This is a genomic window from Streptomyces sp. NRRL WC-3618 (assembly GCF_001280005.1).
GTDB lineage: Bacteria > Actinomycetota > Actinomycetes > Streptomycetales > Streptomycetaceae > Streptomyces.
The window spans coordinates 37611-57720 of sequence record NZ_LGDW01000455.1 but is presented as its reverse complement, the minus strand read 5'-3'; the positions used below and the strand labels follow the sequence as shown (position 1 = coordinate 57720).

General features: G+C 72.5%; 20 protein-coding genes and 1 pseudogene. 10 read left to right on the top strand and 11 right to left on the bottom strand.

All coding sequences use genetic code 11. The features are described 5' to 3' along the window. The 3 genes from ADL01_RS31840 to ADL01_RS31830 all read left to right on the top strand — a co-directional run bounded on the left by ADL01_RS31840 (position 1) and on the right by ADL01_RS31830 (position 3504). Positions 1-1020, top strand: a complete 1020-nt coding sequence (locus tag ADL01_RS31840; RefSeq protein WP_107091047.1) for an asparaginase — start codon at positions 1-3, stop codon at positions 1018-1020. A gap of 66 nt (positions 1021-1086) precedes the next feature. Beyond that, positions 1087-2517 carry an aspartate ammonia-lyase gene (gene aspA, locus ADL01_RS31835; protein ID WP_053745487.1) on the top strand — a complete coding sequence of 477 codons (1431 nt, stop codon included), beginning with the start codon at positions 1087-1089 and terminating at the stop codon, positions 2515-2517. A 39-nt stretch (positions 2518-2556) separates the two neighbouring features. After that, a complete protein-coding gene (locus ADL01_RS31830; RefSeq protein WP_053745486.1) occupies positions 2557-3504 on the top strand; it encodes a glutaminase in 948 nt (315 codons plus the stop codon). Here the strand turns inward: ADL01_RS31830 and ADL01_RS31825 are convergent. Next, positions 3493-3789 (bottom strand): hypothetical protein, encoded by a 297-nt coding sequence (locus ADL01_RS31825; protein WP_053745485.1) that lies wholly within the window; start codon positions 3787-3789, stop codon positions 3493-3495. The two genes, ADL01_RS31830 and ADL01_RS31825, sit on opposite strands and share 12 nt — an antisense overlap. Positions 3790-4012: 223 nt before the next feature. On the opposite strand from ADL01_RS31825, the gene mptB reads away from it, so the two are divergent. Together mptB and ADL01_RS47580 are read left to right on the top strand one after the other, a co-directional pair. Next, the gene (mptB, locus tag ADL01_RS31820; protein WP_267889950.1) at positions 4013-5419 is read left to right on the top strand and encodes a polyprenol phosphomannose-dependent alpha 1,6 mannosyltransferase MptB; all 1407 of its coding nucleotides are present in this window, start codon (positions 4013-4015) and stop codon (positions 5417-5419) included. Positions 5420-5424: 5 nt separating this feature from the next. Beyond that, positions 5425-6813: a glycosyltransferase 87 family protein gene (locus ADL01_RS47580; RefSeq protein WP_053745483.1), complete on the top strand. Its 1389-nt coding sequence runs from the start codon at positions 5425-5427 to the stop codon at positions 6811-6813. A 35-nt stretch (positions 6814-6848) separates the two neighbouring features. Here ADL01_RS47580 and ADL01_RS42865 read toward each other — a convergent pair. The 4 genes and pseudogenes from ADL01_RS42865 to ADL01_RS31800 all read right to left on the bottom strand — a co-directional run. Further along, positions 6849-7745, bottom strand: a pseudogene (locus ADL01_RS42865) (D-alanyl-D-alanine carboxypeptidase family protein); the annotation flags it as partial. Positions 7746-7865: 120 nt separating this feature from the next. After that, a complete protein-coding gene (gene rho / locus ADL01_RS31810) occupies positions 7866-9011 on the bottom strand; it encodes a transcription termination factor Rho (protein ID WP_053745482.1) in 1146 nt (381 codons plus the stop codon). Between the two features lie 327 nt (positions 9012-9338). Further along, positions 9339-10166, bottom strand: a complete 828-nt coding sequence (locus ADL01_RS31805) for a class I SAM-dependent methyltransferase (protein ID WP_053745481.1) — start codon at positions 10164-10166, stop codon at positions 9339-9341. 44 nt (positions 10167-10210) lie between these two features. Further along, positions 10211-10612 carry a nuclear transport factor 2 family protein gene (locus ADL01_RS31800; RefSeq protein WP_053745480.1) on the bottom strand — a complete coding sequence of 134 codons (402 nt, stop codon included), beginning with the start codon at positions 10610-10612 and terminating at the stop codon, positions 10211-10213. A 76-nt stretch (positions 10613-10688) separates the two neighbouring features. On the opposite strand from ADL01_RS31800, the gene ADL01_RS31795 reads away from it, so the two are divergent. Beyond that, the gene (locus tag ADL01_RS31795) at positions 10689-11471 is read left to right on the top strand and encodes a class I SAM-dependent methyltransferase (RefSeq protein WP_053745479.1); all 783 of its coding nucleotides are present in this window, start codon (positions 10689-10691) and stop codon (positions 11469-11471) included. On the opposite strand, the gene ADL01_RS31790 is transcribed toward ADL01_RS31795, so the two are convergent. From ADL01_RS31790 to ADL01_RS31780, 3 genes are all read right to left on the bottom strand, one after another. Then, positions 11461-12282, bottom strand: a complete 822-nt coding sequence (locus ADL01_RS31790) for an alpha/beta fold hydrolase (RefSeq protein ID WP_053745478.1) — start codon at positions 12280-12282, stop codon at positions 11461-11463. The two genes, ADL01_RS31795 and ADL01_RS31790, sit on opposite strands and share 11 nt — an antisense overlap. A gap of 169 nt (positions 12283-12451) precedes the next feature. Continuing rightward, positions 12452-13618: a serine hydrolase domain-containing protein gene (locus ADL01_RS31785; protein WP_053745477.1), complete on the bottom strand. Its 1167-nt coding sequence runs from the start codon at positions 13616-13618 to the stop codon at positions 12452-12454. A gap of 120 nt (positions 13619-13738) precedes the next feature. After that, positions 13739-14707, bottom strand: a complete 969-nt coding sequence (locus ADL01_RS31780) for an acetylxylan esterase (RefSeq protein ID WP_053745476.1) — start codon at positions 14705-14707, stop codon at positions 13739-13741. 134 nt (positions 14708-14841) lie between these two features. Between ADL01_RS31780 and ADL01_RS44135 the strand changes: the two genes are divergently transcribed. Continuing rightward, on the top strand, positions 14842-15078 hold the full coding sequence (locus tag ADL01_RS44135; RefSeq protein ID WP_234354858.1) for a hypothetical protein: 237 nt from the start codon (positions 14842-14844) through the stop codon (positions 15076-15078). A gap of 22 nt (positions 15079-15100) precedes the next feature. On the opposite strand, the gene ADL01_RS31770 is transcribed toward ADL01_RS44135, so the two are convergent. From ADL01_RS31770 to ADL01_RS31760, 3 genes are all read right to left on the bottom strand, one after another. Further along, positions 15101-15697, bottom strand: coding sequence for a hypothetical protein (locus ADL01_RS31770; RefSeq protein ID WP_053745538.1), 597 nt, complete (start codon positions 15695-15697; stop codon positions 15101-15103). Between the two features lie 110 nt (positions 15698-15807). Continuing rightward, positions 15808-16566, bottom strand: coding sequence for a ferredoxin reductase (locus tag ADL01_RS31765; RefSeq protein ID WP_053745474.1), 759 nt, complete (start codon positions 16564-16566; stop codon positions 15808-15810). Continuing rightward, the gene (locus tag ADL01_RS31760) at positions 16559-17164 is read right to left on the bottom strand and encodes a sulfite oxidase-like oxidoreductase (protein WP_053745473.1); all 606 of its coding nucleotides are present in this window, start codon (positions 17162-17164) and stop codon (positions 16559-16561) included. Before ADL01_RS31760 ends, ADL01_RS31765 begins: the two co-directional genes overlap by 8 nt. Positions 17165-17395: 231 nt before the next feature. Between ADL01_RS31760 and ADL01_RS31755 the strand changes: the two genes are divergently transcribed. The 3 genes from ADL01_RS31755 to ADL01_RS31745 all read left to right on the top strand — a co-directional run bounded on the left by ADL01_RS31755 (position 17396) and on the right by ADL01_RS31745 (position 20084). Beyond that, the gene (locus ADL01_RS31755; RefSeq protein WP_053745472.1) at positions 17396-18343 is read left to right on the top strand and encodes an NADP-dependent oxidoreductase; all 948 of its coding nucleotides are present in this window, start codon (positions 17396-17398) and stop codon (positions 18341-18343) included. Then, positions 18340-19056 (top strand): GNAT family N-acetyltransferase, encoded by a 717-nt coding sequence (locus ADL01_RS31750; protein WP_053745471.1) that lies wholly within the window; start codon positions 18340-18342, stop codon positions 19054-19056. The genes ADL01_RS31755 and ADL01_RS31750 overlap by 4 nt, the downstream gene beginning before the upstream one ends. Before the next feature lie 206 nt (positions 19057-19262). Beyond that, positions 19263-20084 carry a putative protein N(5)-glutamine methyltransferase gene (locus ADL01_RS31745; RefSeq protein ID WP_053745470.1) on the top strand — a complete coding sequence of 274 codons (822 nt, stop codon included), beginning with the start codon at positions 19263-19265 and terminating at the stop codon, positions 20082-20084. Positions 20085-20110 lie beyond the last annotated feature (26 nt).

The window sequence follows — 20110 nt, the reverse complement described above, 5'->3', positions numbered from 1 at the left end:
ATGTACGACAGTTCTCTCGCGGACGCTCCCGCGATCCGCGAACCCCTCCACGCACCCGTCGCGCACCTTGTGCGCGGCGGGGTCATCGAGGGCATCCACTACGGGTCCGTCGTCGTCCTCGGCGCCGACGGCCAGGTGGAGCTGCAGATGGGCGACATCGAGGCGGCCTTCTACCCGCGCTCAGCCCTGAAGCCGGTCCAGGCGGTGGCCATGCTCAGGGCGGGCCTGCCCCTCGACGGCGAGCTGCTCTCCCTGTCCGCCGCCAGCCACTCCGGCGAGGAACGCCATCTGGCCGGCTCCCGCCGCATCCTGGAGCTGGCCGGCCTCACCGAGGCCGACCTGCGCAACGTGCCCGACCTGCCGTTCGACCCGGTCGTCCGGGACGCCTGGATACGCGAGGGCCGCCTGCCCTCACGCCTCGCCCAGAACTGCTCCGGCAAGCACGCGGCCATGCTCTACACCTGCGAGCTCAACGGCTGGCCTCTCGACTCCTACCTCGACCCGGGCCACCCTCTCCAGCAGGCGATCGCCGAGATCGTCGAGGACCTCACCGGCCAGCGCATCGCCCGGGTGACCGTCGACGGCTGCGGCGCCCCCCTTTTCTCCATCTCCCTGAACGGCCTGGCCCGCGCCGCGGCCCGGATCACCACCGCCGCCCCCGGCACCCCGGAGGCACTGGTCGCCGACGCGATGCGCGACCACGCCGAGATGGCCTCCGGCTCCGGCCGGGACGTGGCCGCGCTGATGCGGGCCGTACCCGGGCTGCTCAGCAAGGACGGCTTCGAGGGCGTCCAGGTCGCCGCCCTGCCGGACGGCCGTGCCGTCGCGGTGAAGATCGCCGACGGCGCGAACCGTGCCCGCGTGCCGGTCATGGCGGCGGCGCTCGCCCGGGTCGGCGTCGACCCGGCGGTGCTCACCGAGTTCGCGGGCGAACCGCTGCTCGGCGGCGGCGAACCGGTCGGCGGCATCCGCCCGGTCCGCGCCCTGGACCCGCTCCCCACGGGACCGACGTACATCTGAGACCGTACGGTCGGCTCTCCCCGCCGCCCCCCCCGCGCCACTCACCCGAAAGAGGCCCGTACCACCATGACCGCAGCAGCCCAGCGCAGCGCCGCCGCAGTCCACCGCAGCGAGCACGACCTGCTCGGCGACCGTGACGTACCCGCCGAGGCGTACTGGGGTGTCCACACCCTGCGCGCCACGGAGAACTTCCCCATCACGGGCATGACCATCTCCGCGTACCCGCACCTGATCGACGCGTTGGCCGCCGTCAAGGAGGCCGCCGCTCTCGCCAACGAAGAACTCGGCCTTCTCGAGCCGAGGAAGGCCGCCGCGATCGTCGAGGCGTGCCGCGAGATCCGGGGCGGCAGGCTGCGCGACCAGTTCGTGGTCGACGTCATCCAGGGCGGGGCCGGTACCTCGACCAACATGAACGCCAACGAGGTCGTCGCCAACCGGGCGTTGGAGCTGCTGGGCCACGCCAAGGGCCAGTACGAGTACCTGCACCCCAACGAGGACGTCAACCTCGGGCAGTCCACCAACGACGTGTACCCGACCGCCGTCAAGATCGCGACCGTCTTCGCGGTGCGGGAGCTGCTCAAGGCGATGGCCGTCCTCCAGGACTCCTTCGCCCGCAAGGCGGTCGAGTTCCACGACGTACTGAAGATGGGGCGCACGCAGCTCCAGGACGCGGTGCCGATGACGCTCGGGCAGGAGTTCTCGGCGTACGCCGTGATGATCGAGGAGGACCGCAGCCGCCTCGCGGAGGCGGTCCTGCTGATCCACGAGATAAACCTCGGCGCCACAGCCATCGGTACGGGCCTCAACGCCCCCGCCGGTTACGCCGAGGCGGCTCGCCGCCACCTCTCCGCGATCACCGGACTGCCGCTGGTCACCGCCGCCAACCTGGTCGAAGCCACCCAGGACTGCGGGGCGTTCGTCCAGATGTCCGGCGTCCTCAAGCGCGTCGCGGTCAAGCTCTCCAAGAGCTGCAACGACCTGCGCCTGCTGTCCTCCGGGCCGCGTGCGGGCCTCGGCGAGATCAACCTGCCGCCTGTGCAGGCCGGTTCGTCGATCATGCCGGGCAAGGTCAACCCGGTGATCCCCGAGGTCGTCAACCAGGTCGCCTTCGAGGTGATCGGCAACGACGTCACCATCACCATGGCCGCCGAAGCCGGACAGCTTCAGCTCAACGCCTTCGAGCCGATCATCCTGCACTCCCTGTCGGAGTCCATCACCCATCTGCGCGCCGCCTGTCTCACCCTCGCCGAGCGCTGTGTCGACGGCATCACCGCGAACACCGAGGCGCTGCGCGCGAGCGTGGAGAACTCCATCGGGCTGGTCACCGCACTCAACCCGTACATCGGGTACACGGCTGCCACCGACATCGCCAAGGAGGCGCTTGTCACCGGCCGAGGTGTCGCGGAACTCGTCCTGGAGAAGGGCCTGTTGCCCGCCGAACGGCTCGCGGACCTGCTGCGCCCGGAGATCGTGGCGGGCAGCGGCGCGGCACGGTAGCAACCAGCGAACGCGCACCAGGACCGGCCCGGAGGGAGAATGACGATCATGGCACCAGCTCCGTCGTCCTCTCCCTCCACCTTCCAACCGGTCCTGGAACGCATCGCCGAGGAGATCGGACGCACCCCTGGCCGAGGGCGCCCCGCCGACTACATTCCGGCGCTCGCCGCCCGCGACCCGCGCAGCTTCGGCATGGCCGTCGCCGAACTCGACGGCACCGTCTACGGGGTGGGGGACTGGCGGCAGCCGTTCTCCGCGCAGTCCGTCACCAAGGTGTTCACGCTCGCCCTCGACCTGGCCCGCGAGGGCGACGAACTCTGGGAGCACGTGGGCCGCGAACCCTCCGGCAATCCGTTCAACTCCCTGATCCAGCTGGAGTACGAGAGCGGCATTCCGCGCAACCCGTTCATCAACGCGGGCGCCCTCGTCGTCACCGACCGCCTGCACACCCGTACGGGCGACGCGGCCGGAACGCTCCTCGACTTCCTGCGCGCGGAGTCCGGCAACCCCGGCCTCACCTTCGACATGGAGATCGCCGCGTCGGAGTCCGCCCACGGCGACCGCAACGCGGCCCTCGCCCATTTCATGGCGTCGTACGGCAACATCGACAACCCGGTCCCGGACCTGCTGGAGCAGTACTTCCGCCAGTGCTCCGTCGAGGCGTCCTGCGCCGACCTCGCCCTCGCCACCGGCTTCCTCGCCCGCCACGGCGTCCGAGCCGACGGCACCCGCCTGCTGACCCGCAGCCAGGCCAAACAGATCAACGCCATCATGCTGACCTGCGGCACCTACGACGCGGCAGGAGACTTCGCCTACCGAGTGGGCCTCCCCGGCAAGAGCGGAGTGGGCGGCGGCATCATCGCCGTGGTCCCCGGCCGCTGCACCCTGTGCGTCTGGAGCCCCGGTCTGGACGAGCGGGGCAACTCGGTGGCGGGCGTGGCGGCCCTGGACCGCTTCACCACACTGACGGGAGTGTCAGTCTTCTGACCGGGATGCGATGAACACCGCTGCCCCGGCGGGATGAGCGCCGGGGCAGCGGTCGGGCGGTGGATCACAGAGCTGCGGGGAGGTCAGCGCCCGGGCCGCTTCCGCGCTGCTGCCGCTGGCGGCTCGGTTGGCCACCGCGTCGAGGAAGTGTCCGTACGCCTCCTGTCCGTCGGTGCCGATCCGGAAGGTGGGGTTGCCGTCGGCGGCGAACGCCTTCGACCCGTTGGTGAGCGGACCCGGCAGGGTGATGAACAGCGCGTCGAGGCCGGGTTCCGCGCCTGCCATGCGTAGTTCTAGCGAGTGCTGCCTCATGACCGGGCCCGCCCGCATCGCATCGAGGCGACGCCAAGCCGTCGCTTTCAGGGGCGCGGGGAACTGCGCGACCAGCCCCCACCGGACCTCGCGCAAGACAACCACCCCCCAGACATCACCCACCGGTAACTCCCAGGCCCCCGCCCGGAGGGCACCCCGTAGCCCCCCGTCCACCCACCCTTGCCACGCTGCCCATGTGCAGGTTCCCCCGACAACCCTCTCCCGCTGCCAGGCCATGGGCCTGATCGGCACCTCATGCCTCGCCCTCGGCGGCGAGAGCGCCGGAGCCCTCCCCGTGCGAGAACTCATCGCACCCTCCACCGGCCGGGCCGCACTCGGACTCGTCGGTGTCTACTTCGGTGTCGTCCTCCTGATAGTCGCGTGGACCCTGCTGGGCAGACTGGTCCGCGGCTCGGAGCCCCCCACCGTCCGTTCCCTGATGGTCGTCCTCGCCGTATGGGCGGCCCCACTCCTCCTCGCCCCACCCCTCTTCAGCCGCGACGTCTACAGCTACCTCGCCCAGGGTGCGATGGTCGACGCGCACATGGACGTGTACTCGCACGGGCCGGCCCTCCTCGGCGGCCCGCTCGCCGCCGAGGTCGCCCCGGTGTGGCAGCAGACCGGCGCCCCCTACGGCCCGGTGTTCCTCGCCGTCGCGTCCGGGCTCTCCGGACTGACCCGGGGCGAGATCCCCGCAGGCCTCTTCGGTATGCGGCTGGTCGCGCTGCTCGGCGTCGCGCTGATGGCGGCGGCCCTGCCCCGCCTCGCCCGGCACAACGGCGCCGACCCGGCCGCCGCGCTCTGGCTGGGCGCCCTCAACCCGCTGGTGCTGCTGCACCTGGTGGCCGGCGCCCACAACGACGCGATCATGCTCGGGCTGCTGGGCGTCGGCCTGGTCGCGGCGCTGGGCCGTTGGCCGGTCCTGGGCGCGGTACTCGTGACGCTCGCCGCCCTCGTCAAGGCACCCGCCGTCCTCGGCCTCGCCGCGGTCGTGGCGCTCCAGATCCGCGCGGGCCGCAGCCCGGCGCGGGCCGTACTGACCACGGCGGGCGCGGCAGCCGCGACCACCGTCGCCGCCACCGCGCTGGCCGGTACCGGATACGGCTGGATAGGAGCTCTGAAAACCCCGGTGTCACCCCAGAACTGGGCCCTCACCAGCCTCCTCGGCCGGGCGACGGCCGCCGCCCTCACGAAGATCGGCAGCGGTCTGGCGCCGCTCGCCGTCCCGGCCTGGCACCTGTTCGGCCTAGCGGTCACCGTGCTGGCCATCGCCTACATCTGGCTGCGCCGCCCACGCCTCAGCCCGCTCTACGCTCTCGGCCTGAGCCTGGCCGTCGTGGTCGTCCTCGGCCCCGCCATCCGGCCCTGGTACGCCCTCTGGGCCCTGTTCCTCATCGCCGCCGCCGCGCCCAGCACCAGTCCGGCGATCCGCCCCCGCCTCGCGGCCGTCACCGGAGTCGTCGCGCTCCTCGCCCTGCCGAGCGGCGCGCCCGCCGGGACCGAGGAACTGGTCCTGGCCGTCTCCGGCGCCGCGCTGGCCTTGGTCGTCGTCTGGCAGGCCCACCTGACGGCCCGGACATCCCTGCGGGAGAGCACGGTATGAGCCCTGTGAGACTGCCCCGCACCGGCCGGGAACGGCTGCTCCTGGTGCTCGCCCTCGTCACCGTGATCACCGTGTTCACGGCGACCGTGCCCCTGCTGCGCGGCTGGTTCGACCTGCGCGTCTATTACGGAACCGTGGACACCTGGGTCCACCACGGCGGCCGGATCTACGACTACCGGGTGCCGGGCACGACGTACGGCTTCACCTACCCGCCGTTCGCGGCCGTCAGCATGCTGCCGATGGCGCTGCTCGGGCTGCGCGCCGCGATCACCGCCGCGCTGCTCCTCAATCTGGCGGCGCTCGGGGCGGTGGTGTGGATGCTCGGCGGGTCCTCGCTGCGTCGGCACGGCTGGTACGGCTGGGCCCTGACCGGGTGCGCACTGGCGCTGTTCGAACCGGTCCGTGACACCGTCAGCTTCGGCCAGGTGAACCTCGTACTGCTGGCCCTCGTCCTCACCGACGCCTGGCTGCTGACGACCCGCCGGGCCCGCTGGGCGGGCATCGGGATCGGCCTCGCCGCAGCCGTCAAGCTGACGCCCGCCCTCTTCATCGGCCTGCTGCTGCTCGCCGGGCGACGGCGGGCCGCCGGGGTCGCGACGGCCGTCGCGGCGGCGGCCACCGCGCTCGCGGCGTGGGTCGCGCCGGACGCCTCGCGGTTCTACTGGGGCGAGGCGCTGTGGGACACCCAGCGCATCGGGAAGGCGGCGTACGTCTCGAACCAGTCGCTCCAGGGCGTGCTGGCGCGGCTGGCCGAGCCCGCTGAACCGAGCCGTGTCGTGTGGCTGGTGGTGGTTCTGGTCGTGCTCGCAGTCTGGGCGTGGCGGGCTCGCCGGGCCGTCGCCGTGGGGGGCTGGTGGGCCGCGTTCGCCCTCACCGGGCTGACCGCGTGCCTGGTCAGCCCGATCACCTGGGTGCACCATCTCGTCTGGCTGCTCCCGTCGTTCGCCGTCCTGCTGCGGACCGGGCACACGCGCGTGGCGGGCGTGCTGTACGCGGTGCTGTGCACGAGCGTGGTGTGGCTGTGGTTCGACGACGCGTCCGGGGTCGACGGCTTCATCGGCGGCAGCGCGTACGTCTGGGTCACGCTCGGGCTGCTGCTGTGGCTGCCGGTGGACGATGCCGGTCAGGCCTTCTTCACGCCCACGATCCGCAAGCCCAGCGACACCGCTCCGGCGCCGAGGACGGCCGCCGCGACGATCGTCCAGGTCTCGGGCCACCCGGGCCTCCCTCTGTCGGACGTCACGGGTGCGGCCACCGGCACCCGCACCCGCGCCGACGCCGGCGCCTCGGGACCCGCATGCGACACGGACCGCGCGGCGACCAGCGAGCCGACGGGATCGACGCGTCCGGCGGCCCGGAACCCCCAGTCGAGCAGCGACCGGGCCTCCTCGTAGACGGTGAGTCCGCCGCCCTCCTGAGGGTTCATCACCGTGACGACCAGGGTTCGCCCGCCCCGGCGCGCGGCGGCGACCAGCGTGTTGCCCGCATTGCTGGTGTAGCCGTTCTTGACGCCGATCACCCCCCGGTAGCGCTCGACGCCGTTGGCGCCGGACAGCAGCCGGTTGGTGTTCTGGATCTCGTACGGCTGTCCGCCGCCGCCCGGGAAACCGGCCCGGACCGTGCCGCAGTAGTCGGCGAAGTCCGCGTTGCGCAGCCCCGCCCGCCCGAACACCGCGAGGTCGTACGCCGACGACACCTGCCCAGGGGTGTCGTAGCCGTCGGGCGAGCGCACATGGGTGTCGTGGGCGCCCAGGGAGCGGGCCTTGGCCTGCATCCGGACGGCGGTGTCGCGCCAGCCGCCGCTCATGGCGGCCAGGACGTGCACGGCGTCGTTCCCGGAGTTGAGGAACACCCCCCGCCACAGGTCGGAGACTCGGTACGTGCGCCCCGCCTCGACGCCGACCAGGCTGCTGCCGGCGCCGACGTCCGCCAACTCGGCCTCGGTGACCTTGTGCCGCAGGCCGGCGGGGAGTGTGGGCAGCACCGTCAGGGCGAAGAGTGTCTTGAGCGTGCTGGCCGGAGGCAGTTTGCGGTGCGCGTTGTGTGCGGCGAGCACCTCACCGGTGCCGGCGTCGGCCACCAGCCATGACAGGGCGGACACGTCCCGGGGGAGTCGGGGTGAGCCGGCGCGGAGCCGGGCGTGGGTGCCCGAGCGGTACAGCAGCCGCGCGTCCGTCGCCGTCGCCGTCGGCGTCGCCGTCGGGGTGGCGGGGACGGTACCGGTACCGCTGCGGGCGGACGCCGGGACGGGAGCCAGCGCCAGCACGCCCGTCACGGACAGCGCACAGCAGGAGGCGGCGATCCGGGATGAGAATCTGATGGTCATACCGCAAACGTAAGAATGGACGTGCCGAACGCGGCGCTGCCGGGGCCGAGGACCGGTCCCGAACACCCGGATGCCGCACACGGGAGCCCGCGTGAGCACGTGGGACGGCCGAAACGGGGTCTACGCGGCGGGCAGCGTCGGCTGGATCCGCCGCAGGAAGGTCGCGTTGTCCGGCGTGTCACGGAGCCGCTCCAGGAGGGCCTCCAGACCCGACTGGCCGTCCCGCGTCTGCAAGGCCCGCCGCAGCCCCTGTACGGTCGTCAACCCGGCCGGGGACAGCAGGAGTTCCTCGCGACGGGTGCCGGAGGGGTTGATGTCGACGGCCGGGTACACCCGCCGGGACGCCAGTTCGCGGCTCAGCCGCAGTTCCATGTTGCCGGTGCCCTTCAGCTCCTCGAAGAAGAAGTCGTCGGCGCGGGAGCCCGTCTCGACCAGGGCCGTGGCGAGGATCGTGAGCGAACCGCCCTCCTCGGCCAGGCGCGCGGCGCCGAACAGCCGTTTCGGCCCGAGGATCGCGGCGGCGTCGACCCCGCCGCTGAGGGTGCGGCCACCGGAGGCCGCCGCGTTGTTGTGGGCCCTGCACAGCCGGGTGAGGGAGTCCAGGAGGATGACGACGTCCTCGCCCGCCTCGACGAGCCGCTTGGCCCGTTCGATGACGAGTTCGGCGAGCGCGATGTGCTGCTTGGGCGTCCGGTCGAAGGTCGAGGCGAACACCTCTCCGCGCACGGAGCGCCGCATGTCGGTCACCTCCTCGGGCCGCTCGTCGAGCAGCACCACCATCAGGCGGCACTCGGGGTGGTTGCCGGCGACGGCCGCGGCGACCTGCTGGAGCAGCACGGTCTTGCCGGTCTTGGGCGGGGCCACGATCAGCCCGCGCTGACCCTTGCCGACGGGTGCGATCAGGTCGGTGACCCGTCCGGTGAGCCCGGCCGCCGGGTGTTCGAGGCGGAGCCGGTCGCGGGGGTGCAGTGGGGTGAGGTCGCGGAAGTGACGACGGCCGCGCAGTTCCTGGGGCGTAAGGCCGTTGACGAGAGCGACCTCGGTCAGGTCACGCCGGCCGCCCTGTGCGCCGACGACGAGGTCGCCCTTGCGCAGGCCGTGGCGGCGGACGAGGGCGGGGGAGACCTGGAGGTCGGTGGGCGTGGGCAGGAAGCTGTCGGCGGCCCGCAGGTACCCCTTCCCGTTGCTGTCGATGTCGAGGACACCGGTCGCGATCCGGGCCGGGGGCAGGTGTTCCACAGGGGGGTATTCGAGTGTGGTGGTCATGGTCGGAGAGTCCTTTCACGGACGTGGACGCATGCCGCATGAGGCACGCGGAGGATGAAGCGGAAGGAAGGTGCGGGGGAGAGGCCGCGAGAACCGAGCGCTCAGAGCGCGCTACGGGCGGCGGGAGACAGCAACACCTCGGCGGCGCGGCAGAACTACGTCGTCGCCGCTGGTGAGGTGGTGTCGGAAGAGCTGATGCGCCGATCGGAATCCGACGGGCGGGTCAGCGAACTGAGAAGGAACTCGCACCGGCGCCCAGAGTGGGACTTACACAGATACTGATGGAACGCTACCACACGATACGCGGGTACGGCGGTGAGTTGTGACTCAGCGGCTCGCGAGGAGCCCGTAGAGGAGCGGGATGCGAGGCTCGGGCAACCGCCACCAGCCTGACGCCGTACGTTCCATCCGGGGCCAGCGCGGCCACGGCAGTTCGTCGCTCTCGCGCAGCCGCCGGATGGTCAGTCCCGCCCCGATCAACGCGTTGACGACCTCGTCCATTCCGTGCATCCACTCGAAGCTCTCGGTCGCCCCCGCCACGGCCGGCCCGTCGGTGTACGTGAACGTCGCGTCACGGTGCACGGCGCCTCGCGCACCCAAGTAGTCGTGCCGCAGCAGAAGTTCACCGGTGTCGTCCGGAGCGGGCTTCGGGCCCAGGGAGTTGAGCAGCGGGTGGAACTCCACGATGTACAACAGGCCGCCGACGCGCAGGAGTTGGGCAACCGTCTCCGCCCAGCGCGTCAGGTCGGGCAGGTAGCACAGGGCGCCCTTCCCGGTGTACACGACGTCGAACCGCCGCTGCTCCAGGGCCTGGACGGCGTCGTACACGTTCGCCTGTACGTAGGTCACGTCGAGGCCCGCCTTCGCTGCGATGCCGCGCGCGGCGGTCACGGACGCCTCGGAGAAGTCGAGCCCGACGGCCCGCGCGCCACGCTCCGCGAAGGCGAGGGTCTCCGTGCCGAGGTGGCACTGGAGATGGAGCACGTCACGGTCGGCCAGTGCGCCGAGGTCGTCCCATTCCCAGGAGGCGAACCAGCGTGACGGATCGAGGCTCTCACCCAGGCCGTAGAAACGGCTGGCGAGATGGACGGGGGTGCGGGCGTCCCAGTTGGCTTCGTTGGCCCGCATCATCCGCGCGTGCTCGTCGGCGCTCATGAGGTCATCCAACCAAAACGCGCCCGCTGCCGGAACCGCCCCGCTCAGGCGGACCCGGCGGCCTGCGCCTCCTGGGCGATCCGCTCGAACTGGGCGCCCATGGCCGCCGCCAGCTCCTGCGCGGCCGACAGCGGGCGGACCATGACGGTCAGCTCGTCGATCAGGCCGTCCGCGTCGAGATGCAGGAAGTCGCAGCCCTGGAGTTCGCGCCCGCCGACCCGCGCCGTGAACACGAGCGCGTGGTCACGACTGTCGGGTGCGCCGATCTCCCGCTCGTACCGGAAGTCCTCGAAGACCCGGATCACCGCGCGCAGGATCGCCGCGGTGATCGCCTTCCCGGGGTACGGCCGGAACGCGACCGGACTGGTGAACACGACGTTCTCCGCCAACAGAGCCTCGACGGCGTCGAGATCACGGGCCTCCACTGCCTCACGAAATGCGCGCATCCGTTCATCCTAAGGGGTGAACCGTCCGTGCGGGCGGACAACGCACCGACGTGCGGACTCCTTCTAAGCTGGGCCGATGTTCAGCCCCGAAGGCCCCACACTCCGTGAACTCGCCGTGCAGGCGCTGTCGTCCGTGGAACACGGCTACGACCTGCTCGCGGCGAAGTTCGACCACACGCCGTTCCGCACACCGGACAGCGTCCTCGACGCGGTGGCGTCGGCGCTCGTCCCGCTCGGCCCCTTCGACGACGGCCTCGACCTGTGCTGCGGTACCGGCGCCGGTCTGACCGTGCTTGAACAGGTGTGCCGGGGGAGTGTCACCGGCGTCGACATCAGCGCGGGCATGCTGGAGGTGGCCCGGCGGCGGGTTACGGCGGAGGCGGGCCAGGACAATGGCGGGCCGCGTGTCGCCCTGGTTCGCGGCGACGCACGCTCCCTTCCCTTCGCCGCCGCCCCCTCCGTCGCGCCCGCCTTCGATCTGGTGGTCAGCTTCGGGGCGTTCGGGCACTTCCTGCCGGGCGAGCTGCCGGGACTGTTCGCCCAGGTCCACTCCGTACTGCGGCAGGGAGGGCGTTTCGCGTTCCCCATCGGGGCCCCGGCCCGGCCGGGAACACGCGCCTACTGGGCGCTGCTGGGCTTCGACGCGGTGATGAGGGTGCGCAACGCCGTCTGGCGGCCGCCGTTCGTCATGTACTACCGGGACTTCCGACTGGCGGACGTACGAAGGGAGTTGACGCACGCCGGCTTCGCAGTGGAGACCTGCGCCCTGCCCGGCTTCGGGCGACGCCCGGACGGCAGTCCGCGCTGCCGGATGGTGGTGGCGACACGGACTGCCGGCGGGTATCCGGTCAGCTCTTGACGAAGGCCAGCAGGTCGGCGTTGAACGCCTTCTCGAAGTCGCCCACCAGGCCGTGCGGGGCGCCCGGGTAGACCTTCAGCGTCGCGTCCTTGACCAGCTGCGCCGTCTTTTCCGCCGAGGCGGCGATCGGCACGATCTGGTCGTCGCCGCCGTGCGCGATCAGCGTGGGCACGTCGATGCGGCCCAGGTCCTCGGTGAAGTCGGACTCCGAGAACTGCTTGACGCAGTCGTAGGCCGCCTTGAGCCCGACCTGCATGCTCCACAGCCAGAACATGCGGCGCATGCCCTCGGACGGGGTCGCGTCCGGCCGGTTGAAGCCGAAGAAGGCCTCGCTGAGGTCCCGGTAGAACTGCGAACGGTCCGCCTCGACGCCCGCCCGGATGCCGTCGAAGGCCTCGATGGGCGTGCCCTCGGGGTTGGTTTCCGTCTTGAGCATCAGCGGCGGCACCGCGCCCAGCAGGACGACCTTGGCGACCCGCGCCGTGCCGTGCCGGCCGATGTAGCGGGTCACCTCGCCGCCGCCGGTGGAGTGGCCCACGAGGATGACGTTGTCGAGGTCCAGTGACTCGATCAGTTCGCCCAGGTCGTCCGCGTACTGGTCCATGTGGTTGCCCTGCCACGGCTGCGCGGAACGGCCGTGCCCTCGCCGGTCGTGCGCGATGGCCCGGAAGCCGTTCTCGGCGACCAGACGGGCTTGACCGTCCCACGCGTCCGCGTTCAGCGGCCAGCCGTGGCTGAACACCACCGGCTGCCCCGTGCCCCAGTCCTTGAAGAAGATCTCGGTGCCGTCGGAGGTGGTGAAGGTGCTCATGCGTGCCTTTCGGAAGAGGACTTCGTCCGACGGGCGCCGGGTCTGCGGCGCGCCGTCGGATGCCGTGCCTCCAAGCTATGCGCGCACGGACTGCACGGAATCTGTCATCTGACTACACCTGCCGCCCGTGGTGTACGGCTCACTTGCACACTGCGGTCCTTACTTCGGTTCAGAGTGCGCTGTAGAGCGCTTCGACCAGCGCCATCTTCCGCGGGTCGTCGGCGATGTGAGGGCCCATGCGGTTCATGACATACCCCAGCGACACTCGCCCATCCGGGTCGGCCAGTCCGCAGGAGCCGCCGAAGCCGTCATGGCCGTACGCCCTCGGATTCGGCCCGTACGAGCCGTCCGGGCCGCTCAGCCACAGCCCGAGCCCGATCTCCGTGTCGTGGCCGAGACCCGCGCCGAGCACCAGGTCGCGGACGCGGCCCTGGCCCTCGCGCACCCGCTCGGCCGCCTCGGAGGACAGGACGCGCCGCCCGCCGTACGAGCCCTGGCCGGCGAACACGCCGTACAGGGCGGCGATCGCGCGCGCCGTGCCGTGGCCGTTCGCGGCCGGTATCTCGGCGGCCCGCCATTCGGGGCTGTTCGCCTCGGCGGCGCCCGCGAGGGGGTTGGCCAGGGCGGCGATCGCGGCGGGCGTCAACTGGGCGAAGACCGCGGCCTGTTCGCTGGCCGAGGCGGCCGGTGGCCGCACCAGCTCGGCGGCCCGCCCGGCCTCCTTCTCGGGCAGTCCGAGGCGGAAGTCGATGCCCAGCGGCCCGGTCACCTCGCGCTCCAGGAAGGCGCTCGGCAGCAGCCCCGACACCCGGCGGACCACCTCACCGACCAGGAAGCCGTACGTCAGCGCGTGGTACCCGGACCGCGTTCCCGGCTCCCACCAGGGCTCCGTCGCCGCCAGCCGGCCGGTCGTCAGCTCCCAGTCGTAGAGCTGGGCGAGCGAGTGCGGCTCCCGCAGGCCGGACAGGCCCGCGCGGTGCGACAGCAGATGCCGTACGAGGACGCCCTCCTTGCCGGCCGCCGCGAACTCCGGCCAGTACGCGGCCACCGGGGCGTCGAGGTCCAGCAGCCCCCGGTCGGCGAGGATGTGCGCGCACAGCGCCGTCGGACCTTTCGACGTCGACCACACGTTGACGAGCGTGTCGCGCTCCCACGCGCGCGTGCGCCCCGAGTCGGCCCAGCCGCCCCACAGGTCGACCACGGTCTCGCCGTCGACGGTGACGCTCACCGCGGCGCCCAGCTCCCCGCGGTCGCGGAAGTTCTCCTCGAACGCCGTGCGCACCGCCGAGAAACGTGTGTCGCAGTCGCCGTGAACGTGTGCCACGTGCTCGGACATGGGCCCTCCCTGGTCCGCCGGAAAACCGGGCCACGACGCTGTGACCCGGCACCGAGGAACATACCGACTGGTCGGATCGCGCGGAAGGCGTCGTCATCGACCAGTGCCGCCCATGGACCGTCAGGCGTACGAGCGCAGCCAGCTCATCGTCGTAGCCTCCTGGAAGGGGCCGCCGCCCTCGTGGTCGTTGAAGTCGTAGACCTCGACCTTCTTGTCGTCGTGGGCCCAGGCGTTGAAGGCCGCGAACACCGTGGAAGGCGGGCAGGTCGCGTCCTCCAGCGCGGTCGAGAAGAGGGCCGGGGCCCGGCCGCGCGCCGCGAAGTGCACGCCGTCGAAGTAGGCGAGCGTCTTCAGGGCGTCGGCGGTGCGGCCCCGGTGGGTCTTGAGGTAGCTGCCGATCTCGCGGTAGGGGGGGCGGTCCGTGATGGTTGTCGCGCGCGGGAAGTCGCACAGGAACGGCACGTCCGGGGCGACCGCGACCAGGTCCGGGACCAGCCCGCCGACCGCGATCGCGATCCCGCCGCCCTGACTGCTGCCCAGGGCCACCGTGCGCGACGGGTCGACCAGCGGATGCGATCGGGCCGCCTCCACCGCGCGCACCGCGTCCGTGTACACCCGCCGGTAGTAGTAGTTCTCGGGGGCGTCGATGCCCCGGGTCATGAAGCCGGGGTACGAGGGTCCATGGCCCACCGGGTCCGCCGTGCCGCCACCGCCGCCCCACCCGCTGCCCTGGCCGCGCGTGTCCATGGAGAAGTGGGCGCGGCCGGTCGACGCCCACAGCAGATGCTCGTGCGGCAGACCGCGCCCGCCGCCGTACCCGATGAACTCCACGACCACCGGCAGCGGTTCGGAGGCACCGGCGGGCAGCCGCAGCCAGCCCTTCACCGGGTGGCCGCCGAATCCGGAGAACGTCACGTCGTACACGTCGACCGTGGTCAGACCGGTCTCGACCCGCTCGAAACGGGCGTCCAGATCGTGTTCCCGGGCCTCCTGGAGGGTCTTGGACCAGAAGGCGTCGAAGTCCGCGGGCTCGGCGGACGCACTGCGGTACTCGTGGAGTTCGTCGAGGGGGAGGTCGAACTGGGCCATGTAGGACCGCCTTCGTCACGTAGGGGCAAGCGCTTGCGGATGATCACACCGTACGTGGGAGGGCAAACGACCCGCCAGGCCCCGAACCCCAGGAAGGACCCCCGAGAGAACCGCGCGCCCCTACCATGACGCCCATGCCGACTGCCGTTGAACTGCTGGTCAGGGATGCCGAACTGCTCGTCGTGGACGACGCGCGCGAGATTCCCGGCGGATGGGTGGCCGTCGACGGCGGGCGCGTCACCGCCGTGGGCGCCGCCGGACCGAGCCCGAGGCCCGCGCGACCCTGTCGGCGGCCGGACGGCGCGTCACCCCGGCGGGACGCGCTCACCGACCACGGCCGCATCGCCCGCCGCATGCAGGCGATGGCCTGACGGCCGGAGGGCGATGCGGCCGTCACGCCCGGCGTCCCGTCCACTCCGGTCCCGTACGCGCCCACGCCCGTTCCCACTCTCCGAGGCGACGCTGAACGACCTTACGACGTAAGGCGGTTCGGGCGAGGAGGACGATCCCGGCGGTCACCCCCGTGGCGCAGATCCCCACCGCCACCGAGTGCTGCCGGACCGCGGCGGCGCCCGGCGGCGGCGCGACGGTCCGCCCCCGCGCGTCGAGCCACAGGTCGACGGCGTCACCGCGCCGCGTGCCGGCCGGCACATGCGCCGTCGCCGAGCGCGACCCCGCCCCGGGCTCCGTCCACAGCACCCGTACGCGGTACAGGTACTGTCTGCCGGCCGGCACCGGGAGCGCCCCGGCTCCGGCCCCGGCGACGGCCACCGCACGGACGTGATGCCGCTCGGCACGCTGCTCGGCTGCCGTCGCCCGCCCCTCGTCGTCCGCCCACCGCGCCGCGACCACCCCGACCAGGGGCGCGCCGACGAACAGCAGCACGGCGAGAACGAGCCCCGTCCACGCCTCCACGACGTCCGACCGGCGCCGCAGCGGATTGCGTCGCCAGCGCCAGCCGTACACCCGCGTTCGCCCTGGGACCCCCACCCGCCCATCGTCGCGCGCGACACCGACCGAACGGGAGCCGCGCACGAGGGTCAGTGCGCACAACGGGCCCGCGCCCCCGTGGGCCCGGCGCACCACCGCACGCAGTGGCCTCAGCCGAAGCGTTCGATCCGGATCCGGTCCACGGGCTGGCCCGCCGCGACGAGCAGCCGTGAGGCGTGCTCGGCGAACGCGTTGGAGCCGCACACATACGCCTCCCAGCCCCCCGGCGGCTGCTCGTCAGCCAGCAGCGGCGCCACCTGGGCGGCCGACAGCCGCCCGACCGGCATTCCCTCGGGCGCCCGGCGGGTGAAGACGGGCGTGGTCTCGGCCCCGTACTCCCGCGCGTAGATCAGCTCCTCGGGGCCGCGCGCGGACACCAGCAGCCGCAGCGGCATGGTCAGGCCGCGGGCGCGGTGGTGCCGGACCATCGACATCAGCGGTACGACCCCGGAGCCGGCCCCGATCAGCAGCGCGGGCCGGTCGCCCGGCCAGGCGAAGAAGCCGCTGAGCGGGCCGCGCACCTCCACCTCGTCACCGGGCTTTGCCACCGTGTGGAACCAGCCGGAGACCTCGCCGCCCTCGACGTGGCCCAGGGTCAGTTCGACGTGCCCGGCGTCGTCCGGGGGTGACGCGATCGAATAGTGGCGCTGGGCCGTGTAACCGTCGTCGGCCCGCAGCCGCAGCATCAGATGCTGACCGGGCAGATGACCCGCCCAGCCGGGCACCGCGAACCGGAACGTGGACGCGTGGGGCGTCTCCCGCCGGACCTCGGTGAGGGTCGCCGTCTGCCAGCGGGCCGCCTCCCGGTTGCTCACGGCGATCCGGCCCGGCACCGCGAACCCGGTCGACGGGACAAAGGTGTCAGTCACCGGAGTACCTCTGCTCCTCCCACGGGTTCCCGCGCGCGTGGTAGCCGTTCTGCTCCCAGAACCCGGGCTCGTCGTGGTCGAGGAGCCGCAGCCCCGCGATCCACTTGGCGCTCTTCCAGAAGTACAGGTGCGGCACCAGCAGCCGTGCCGGGCCACCGTGTTCGGCGGGCAGCGGCCGGCCTTCGTACTCCCAGGCGATCCACGCCCGGCCGCCGGTCAGGTCGCCGAGCGGGAGGTTCGTGGTGTACCCGGTGTGCGAGTAGGCGACGGCGTGGGTGGCGGACGCGTCGGGCCGCACCGCGTCGAGGAACGCGTCCAGGGACACGCCCCCGAACCGCACCCCGAACTTCGACCAGCTCGTCACACAGTGGATGTCACCCTCGTACGCCGACGCGGGCAGCGTGTGGGCCTCGGCCCAGTCCCAGGCGTGCGGTTCGGCCACCAGGCCGTCGATCCGGAAGGACCAGTCCGCGGGCGCGAGTTCGGGCGTGACCTCGGCGGACAGGACGGGCCAGTCGTCGCCCGCGTCGTACTGACCGGGCGGCAGACCGGCGTTCTGGACGCGCGGGCGTCCGGTGAAGCCTCGGGTGACGTTCATAGGGTGGATGCCTCACGGTCAGGCCTGGTCAGTGGGTACGCCTACCACCGTACGGGGTCGCCGCGAAGGTCCCGGACCCCGGGGCCGCGGTGATCGTCACGGGTGTGTGAACTCTCCCCAGGTCTTCGCACCTCCGGGGAATAGCGCTCCGGCGATCGGCCTTGCCGTTGAGTGCGGATGCCGGCGATCGGCGCCGGCTGGTCAGCCATTGGTCGAGGAAAGTTGGAGCAGATGCCCAAGGCGTACGTCTTCACACGGTTCGGTGGTCCGGAGACCGAGGCGTTCGTCGACGTGGACCGGCCGCGCCCCGGCCCCGGACAACTGCTGGTGGCGGTGCGCGCGGCGGGTGTGAACCCCGTCGACTCGAAGCAGCGCAGCGGCTACGCCCGCGTGGGTGAAGCGGCACGTGAGCTGCCCGCCGTCTTCGGCAACGAGGTCGCCGGGGTCGTCGCGGAGGTCGGCGCGGACGTCACCGGGTTCGCCGTCGGGGACGAGGTCTTCGGCAACCCGGTCGCCGGCGGCTACGCCGAGTTCGCGCTGCTGCCGGTCACGGTGACCGCCGCCAAGCCCGCCGGGATCTCCTTCACGGACGCGGCGACCCTGCCCGTCGCGGCGGCCACCGCGTACGACGGCGTGGGCCAGCTCGCCCTGCCCGAGGGTGCGACGCTGCTGGTCACTGGCGCGGGCGGCGGGGTCGGCGCCGCGATCCTCCAGATCGCCCGAAGCCGGGGAGCGCGGGTCGTCGGCGTCGCGAGCGACGGCAAGAAGGACTTCGTCGAGTCGCTGGGCGCGGTGCACGTCCCGTCCGGCCCCGGGCTGGCCGAGCGGGTGCGGGCGGCTGCCCCAGAGGGCGTCGACGGCGTCTACGACCTGGTCGGCGGCGAGGTGCTCGCCGAGGCCGCGACCCTGCTGACCGACCGCACGAAGCTGGTCACGGCGGGCGCCACCGCCGAGGCCGCGGCGGCACTGGGCGGCGCCCGGGTCGCCCGCGCCCGCAACACCGCCGTCCTCGAAGCGGTCGCGGACCTCGTCGTACGCGGCGACCTGACCCCGCACGTGACCGGCACCTTCCCGCTCGACCGGGCCGGGGAGGCCCTGCGCACGGTCGAGGAGGGCCACGCGCGCGGCAAGACGGTCATCGTGGTCGAAACGGCGGCCGGCACCGAGGCCCGCGCATGAGCACCGCCCACCCCCTCGACCACCCCGCGCTCGCCGCCCTCACCGGCCCGCACGCCCACTTCGCCGAATGGCGGGGCCGGCTCGTGCGCTACCCCGTCGACGTGACGCCCTGGATCGCCCTGCCCGCCGAACCGGACGACCGCGACTGGGCGGACCTCGCCGCGCTCGCCGGGCCGGGGGCGGACGTCCCGCTGCTCGGTTTCCAGGGACAGGTCCCGGACGGCTGGGACATCACCTTCCACGCGGAGGGCGTGCAGTTGGTGGACGACCAGGTGACCACCGCCCCGGATCCGGAAGCCGTGGAGCTGGGCCCGGCCGACGTGCCCGAGATGATGGACCTGGTCGCCCGCACCCGGCCCGGGCCGTTCCTGCCCCGCACCGTCGAACTGGGCACCTATCTCGGGATCCGCCGGGGCGGCGCACTCGTCGCCATGGCGGGGGAGCGGCTGCACCCGCCGGGCTGGACCGAGATCAGCGCGGTCTGCACCGACCCCGCCGCCCGTGGCGAGGGCCTCGCCACCCGGCTGATCCTCGCCGTCGCCCACGGCATCCGCGCCCGCGGCGAAACCCCCTTCCTGCACACCGCCGCCGAGAACACCAACGCCATCCGGCTGTACGAGTCCCTCGGTTTCCGGCTGCGCCGCACGACCGCGTTCATGGGCGCCCGGGTGCCCGAACACCTGGGTGACGAGAGGGAGTTGGTAGTGCCGTAGCCGGGATGCGCCGTGCGGGCTGCCCGAGCCCGACGGTTCGGGTAGTGTTGCCGTCCGGCTGTGGAACGCCCCAGCCGGACATCATCTGGGAGGTGAGACCCATTACCGCTGTGTCAGGTCGGGTGCTCTCACCTCAAGGCAGCGCGGACCGCCTCCGCTAGGCGACCGCGAGAGCGCCCTTCGGCTTCCGAAAGGCTCTCGGCTCCATGCCCTCCAGTTCTTCCTCCTCTTCGTCGTCTTCCTCGCTCGACTCCTCCCCGGCTCCCGTCGTCGCCGCCCTGCGCGCGGCCGGCTGTGTCTTCGCCGAGGACGAGGCACGGTTGATACTCTCCGCCGCCCGCGATCCGCAGGAGCTGGCCGCCATGGTCGCCCGCCGCGCCTCGGGCCTGCCGCTCGAACACGTCCTGGGCTGGGCCGAGTTCGGCGGTCTGCGCATCACCGTCGAGACCGGCGTCTTCGTACCGCGCAGACGCACCGAGTTCCTGGTCGCCGAGGCCCTCGCCCAGGCCCCGGACGCGTCCGTCGTCGTGGACCTGTGCTGCGGTTCGGGCGCGGTCGGCGCCGCGCTGGCCGCCGTACTCACCGGCGTCGAACTGCACGCCGCCGACATCGACCCCGTGGCCGTGCGCTGCGCCCGCCGCAATGTCGCCCCGTACGGCGGCCACGCCCACGAGGGCGACCTGTTCGACGCCCTGCCCGCCGACCTGCGCGGCCGGGTCGGCATCCTCGCCGCCAACGTGCCCTACGTCCCCACCGAGGAGGTCGGCCTGCTGCCCCCGGAAGCGCGCGACCACGAACCCCTGGTCGCCCTGGACGGCGGCGGCGACGGCCTCGACGTACTCCGCCGGGTCGCCGCCGGGGCACGACAGTGGCTCGCCCCCGGCGGCTGCCTCCTCGTCGAGACGAGCGAACGCCAGGCACCGTCGGCGACCGAGGCGTTCGAGGCGGGCGGCCTGCTCACCCGGCTCGCGGTGTCGGAGGAGCTGTACGCGAACGTGGTGATCGGAGTCTGCGCCCAGCACGCGTAGAACGGCCGGTGGCCGCCCTCGTTCGG

What these genes read in the sequence shown, in the direction of transcription:
- ADL01_RS31840 (WP_107091047.1), top strand. Translation starts at nt 1, where the DNA reads ATGTACGACAGTTCTCTCGCGGACGCTCCCGCGATCCGCGAACCCCTC.
- aspA (WP_053745487.1), top strand. Translation starts at nt 1,087, where the DNA reads ATGACCGCAGCAGCCCAGCGCAGCGCCGCCGCAGTCCACCGCAGCGAG.
- ADL01_RS31830 (WP_053745486.1), top strand. Translation starts at nt 2,557, where the DNA reads ATGACGATCATGGCACCAGCTCCGTCGTCCTCTCCCTCCACCTTCCAA.
- ADL01_RS31825 (WP_053745485.1), bottom strand. Translation starts at nt 3,789, where the DNA reads ATGGCAGGCGCGGAACCCGGCCTCGACGCGCTGTTCATCACCCTGCCG.
- rho (WP_053745482.1), bottom strand. Translation starts at nt 9,011, where the DNA reads ATGACCACCACACTCGAATACCCCCCTGTGGAACACCTGCCCCCGGCC.
- ADL01_RS31805 (WP_053745481.1), bottom strand. Translation starts at nt 10,166, where the DNA reads ATGAGCGCCGACGAGCACGCGCGGATGATGCGGGCCAACGAAGCCAAC.
- ADL01_RS31800 (WP_053745480.1), bottom strand. Translation starts at nt 10,612, where the DNA reads ATGCGCGCATTTCGTGAGGCAGTGGAGGCCCGTGATCTCGACGCCGTC.
- ADL01_RS31795 (WP_053745479.1), top strand. Translation starts at nt 10,689, where the DNA reads ATGTTCAGCCCCGAAGGCCCCACACTCCGTGAACTCGCCGTGCAGGCG.
- ADL01_RS31790 (WP_053745478.1), bottom strand. Translation starts at nt 12,282, where the DNA reads ATGAGCACCTTCACCACCTCCGACGGCACCGAGATCTTCTTCAAGGAC.
- ADL01_RS31785 (WP_053745477.1), bottom strand. Translation starts at nt 13,618, where the DNA reads ATGTCCGAGCACGTGGCACACGTTCACGGCGACTGCGACACACGTTTC.
- ADL01_RS31780 (WP_053745476.1), bottom strand. Translation starts at nt 14,707, where the DNA reads ATGGCCCAGTTCGACCTCCCCCTCGACGAACTCCACGAGTACCGCAGT.
- ADL01_RS44135 (WP_234354858.1), top strand. Translation starts at nt 14,842, where the DNA reads ATGCCGACTGCCGTTGAACTGCTGGTCAGGGATGCCGAACTGCTCGTC.
- ADL01_RS31760 (WP_053745473.1), bottom strand. Translation starts at nt 17,164, where the DNA reads ATGAACGTCACCCGAGGCTTCACCGGACGCCCGCGCGTCCAGAACGCC.
- ADL01_RS31755 (WP_053745472.1), top strand. Translation starts at nt 17,396, where the DNA reads ATGCCCAAGGCGTACGTCTTCACACGGTTCGGTGGTCCGGAGACCGAG.
- ADL01_RS31750 (WP_053745471.1), top strand. Translation starts at nt 18,340, where the DNA reads ATGAGCACCGCCCACCCCCTCGACCACCCCGCGCTCGCCGCCCTCACC.
- ADL01_RS31745 (WP_053745470.1), top strand. Translation starts at nt 19,263, where the DNA reads ATGCCCTCCAGTTCTTCCTCCTCTTCGTCGTCTTCCTCGCTCGACTCC.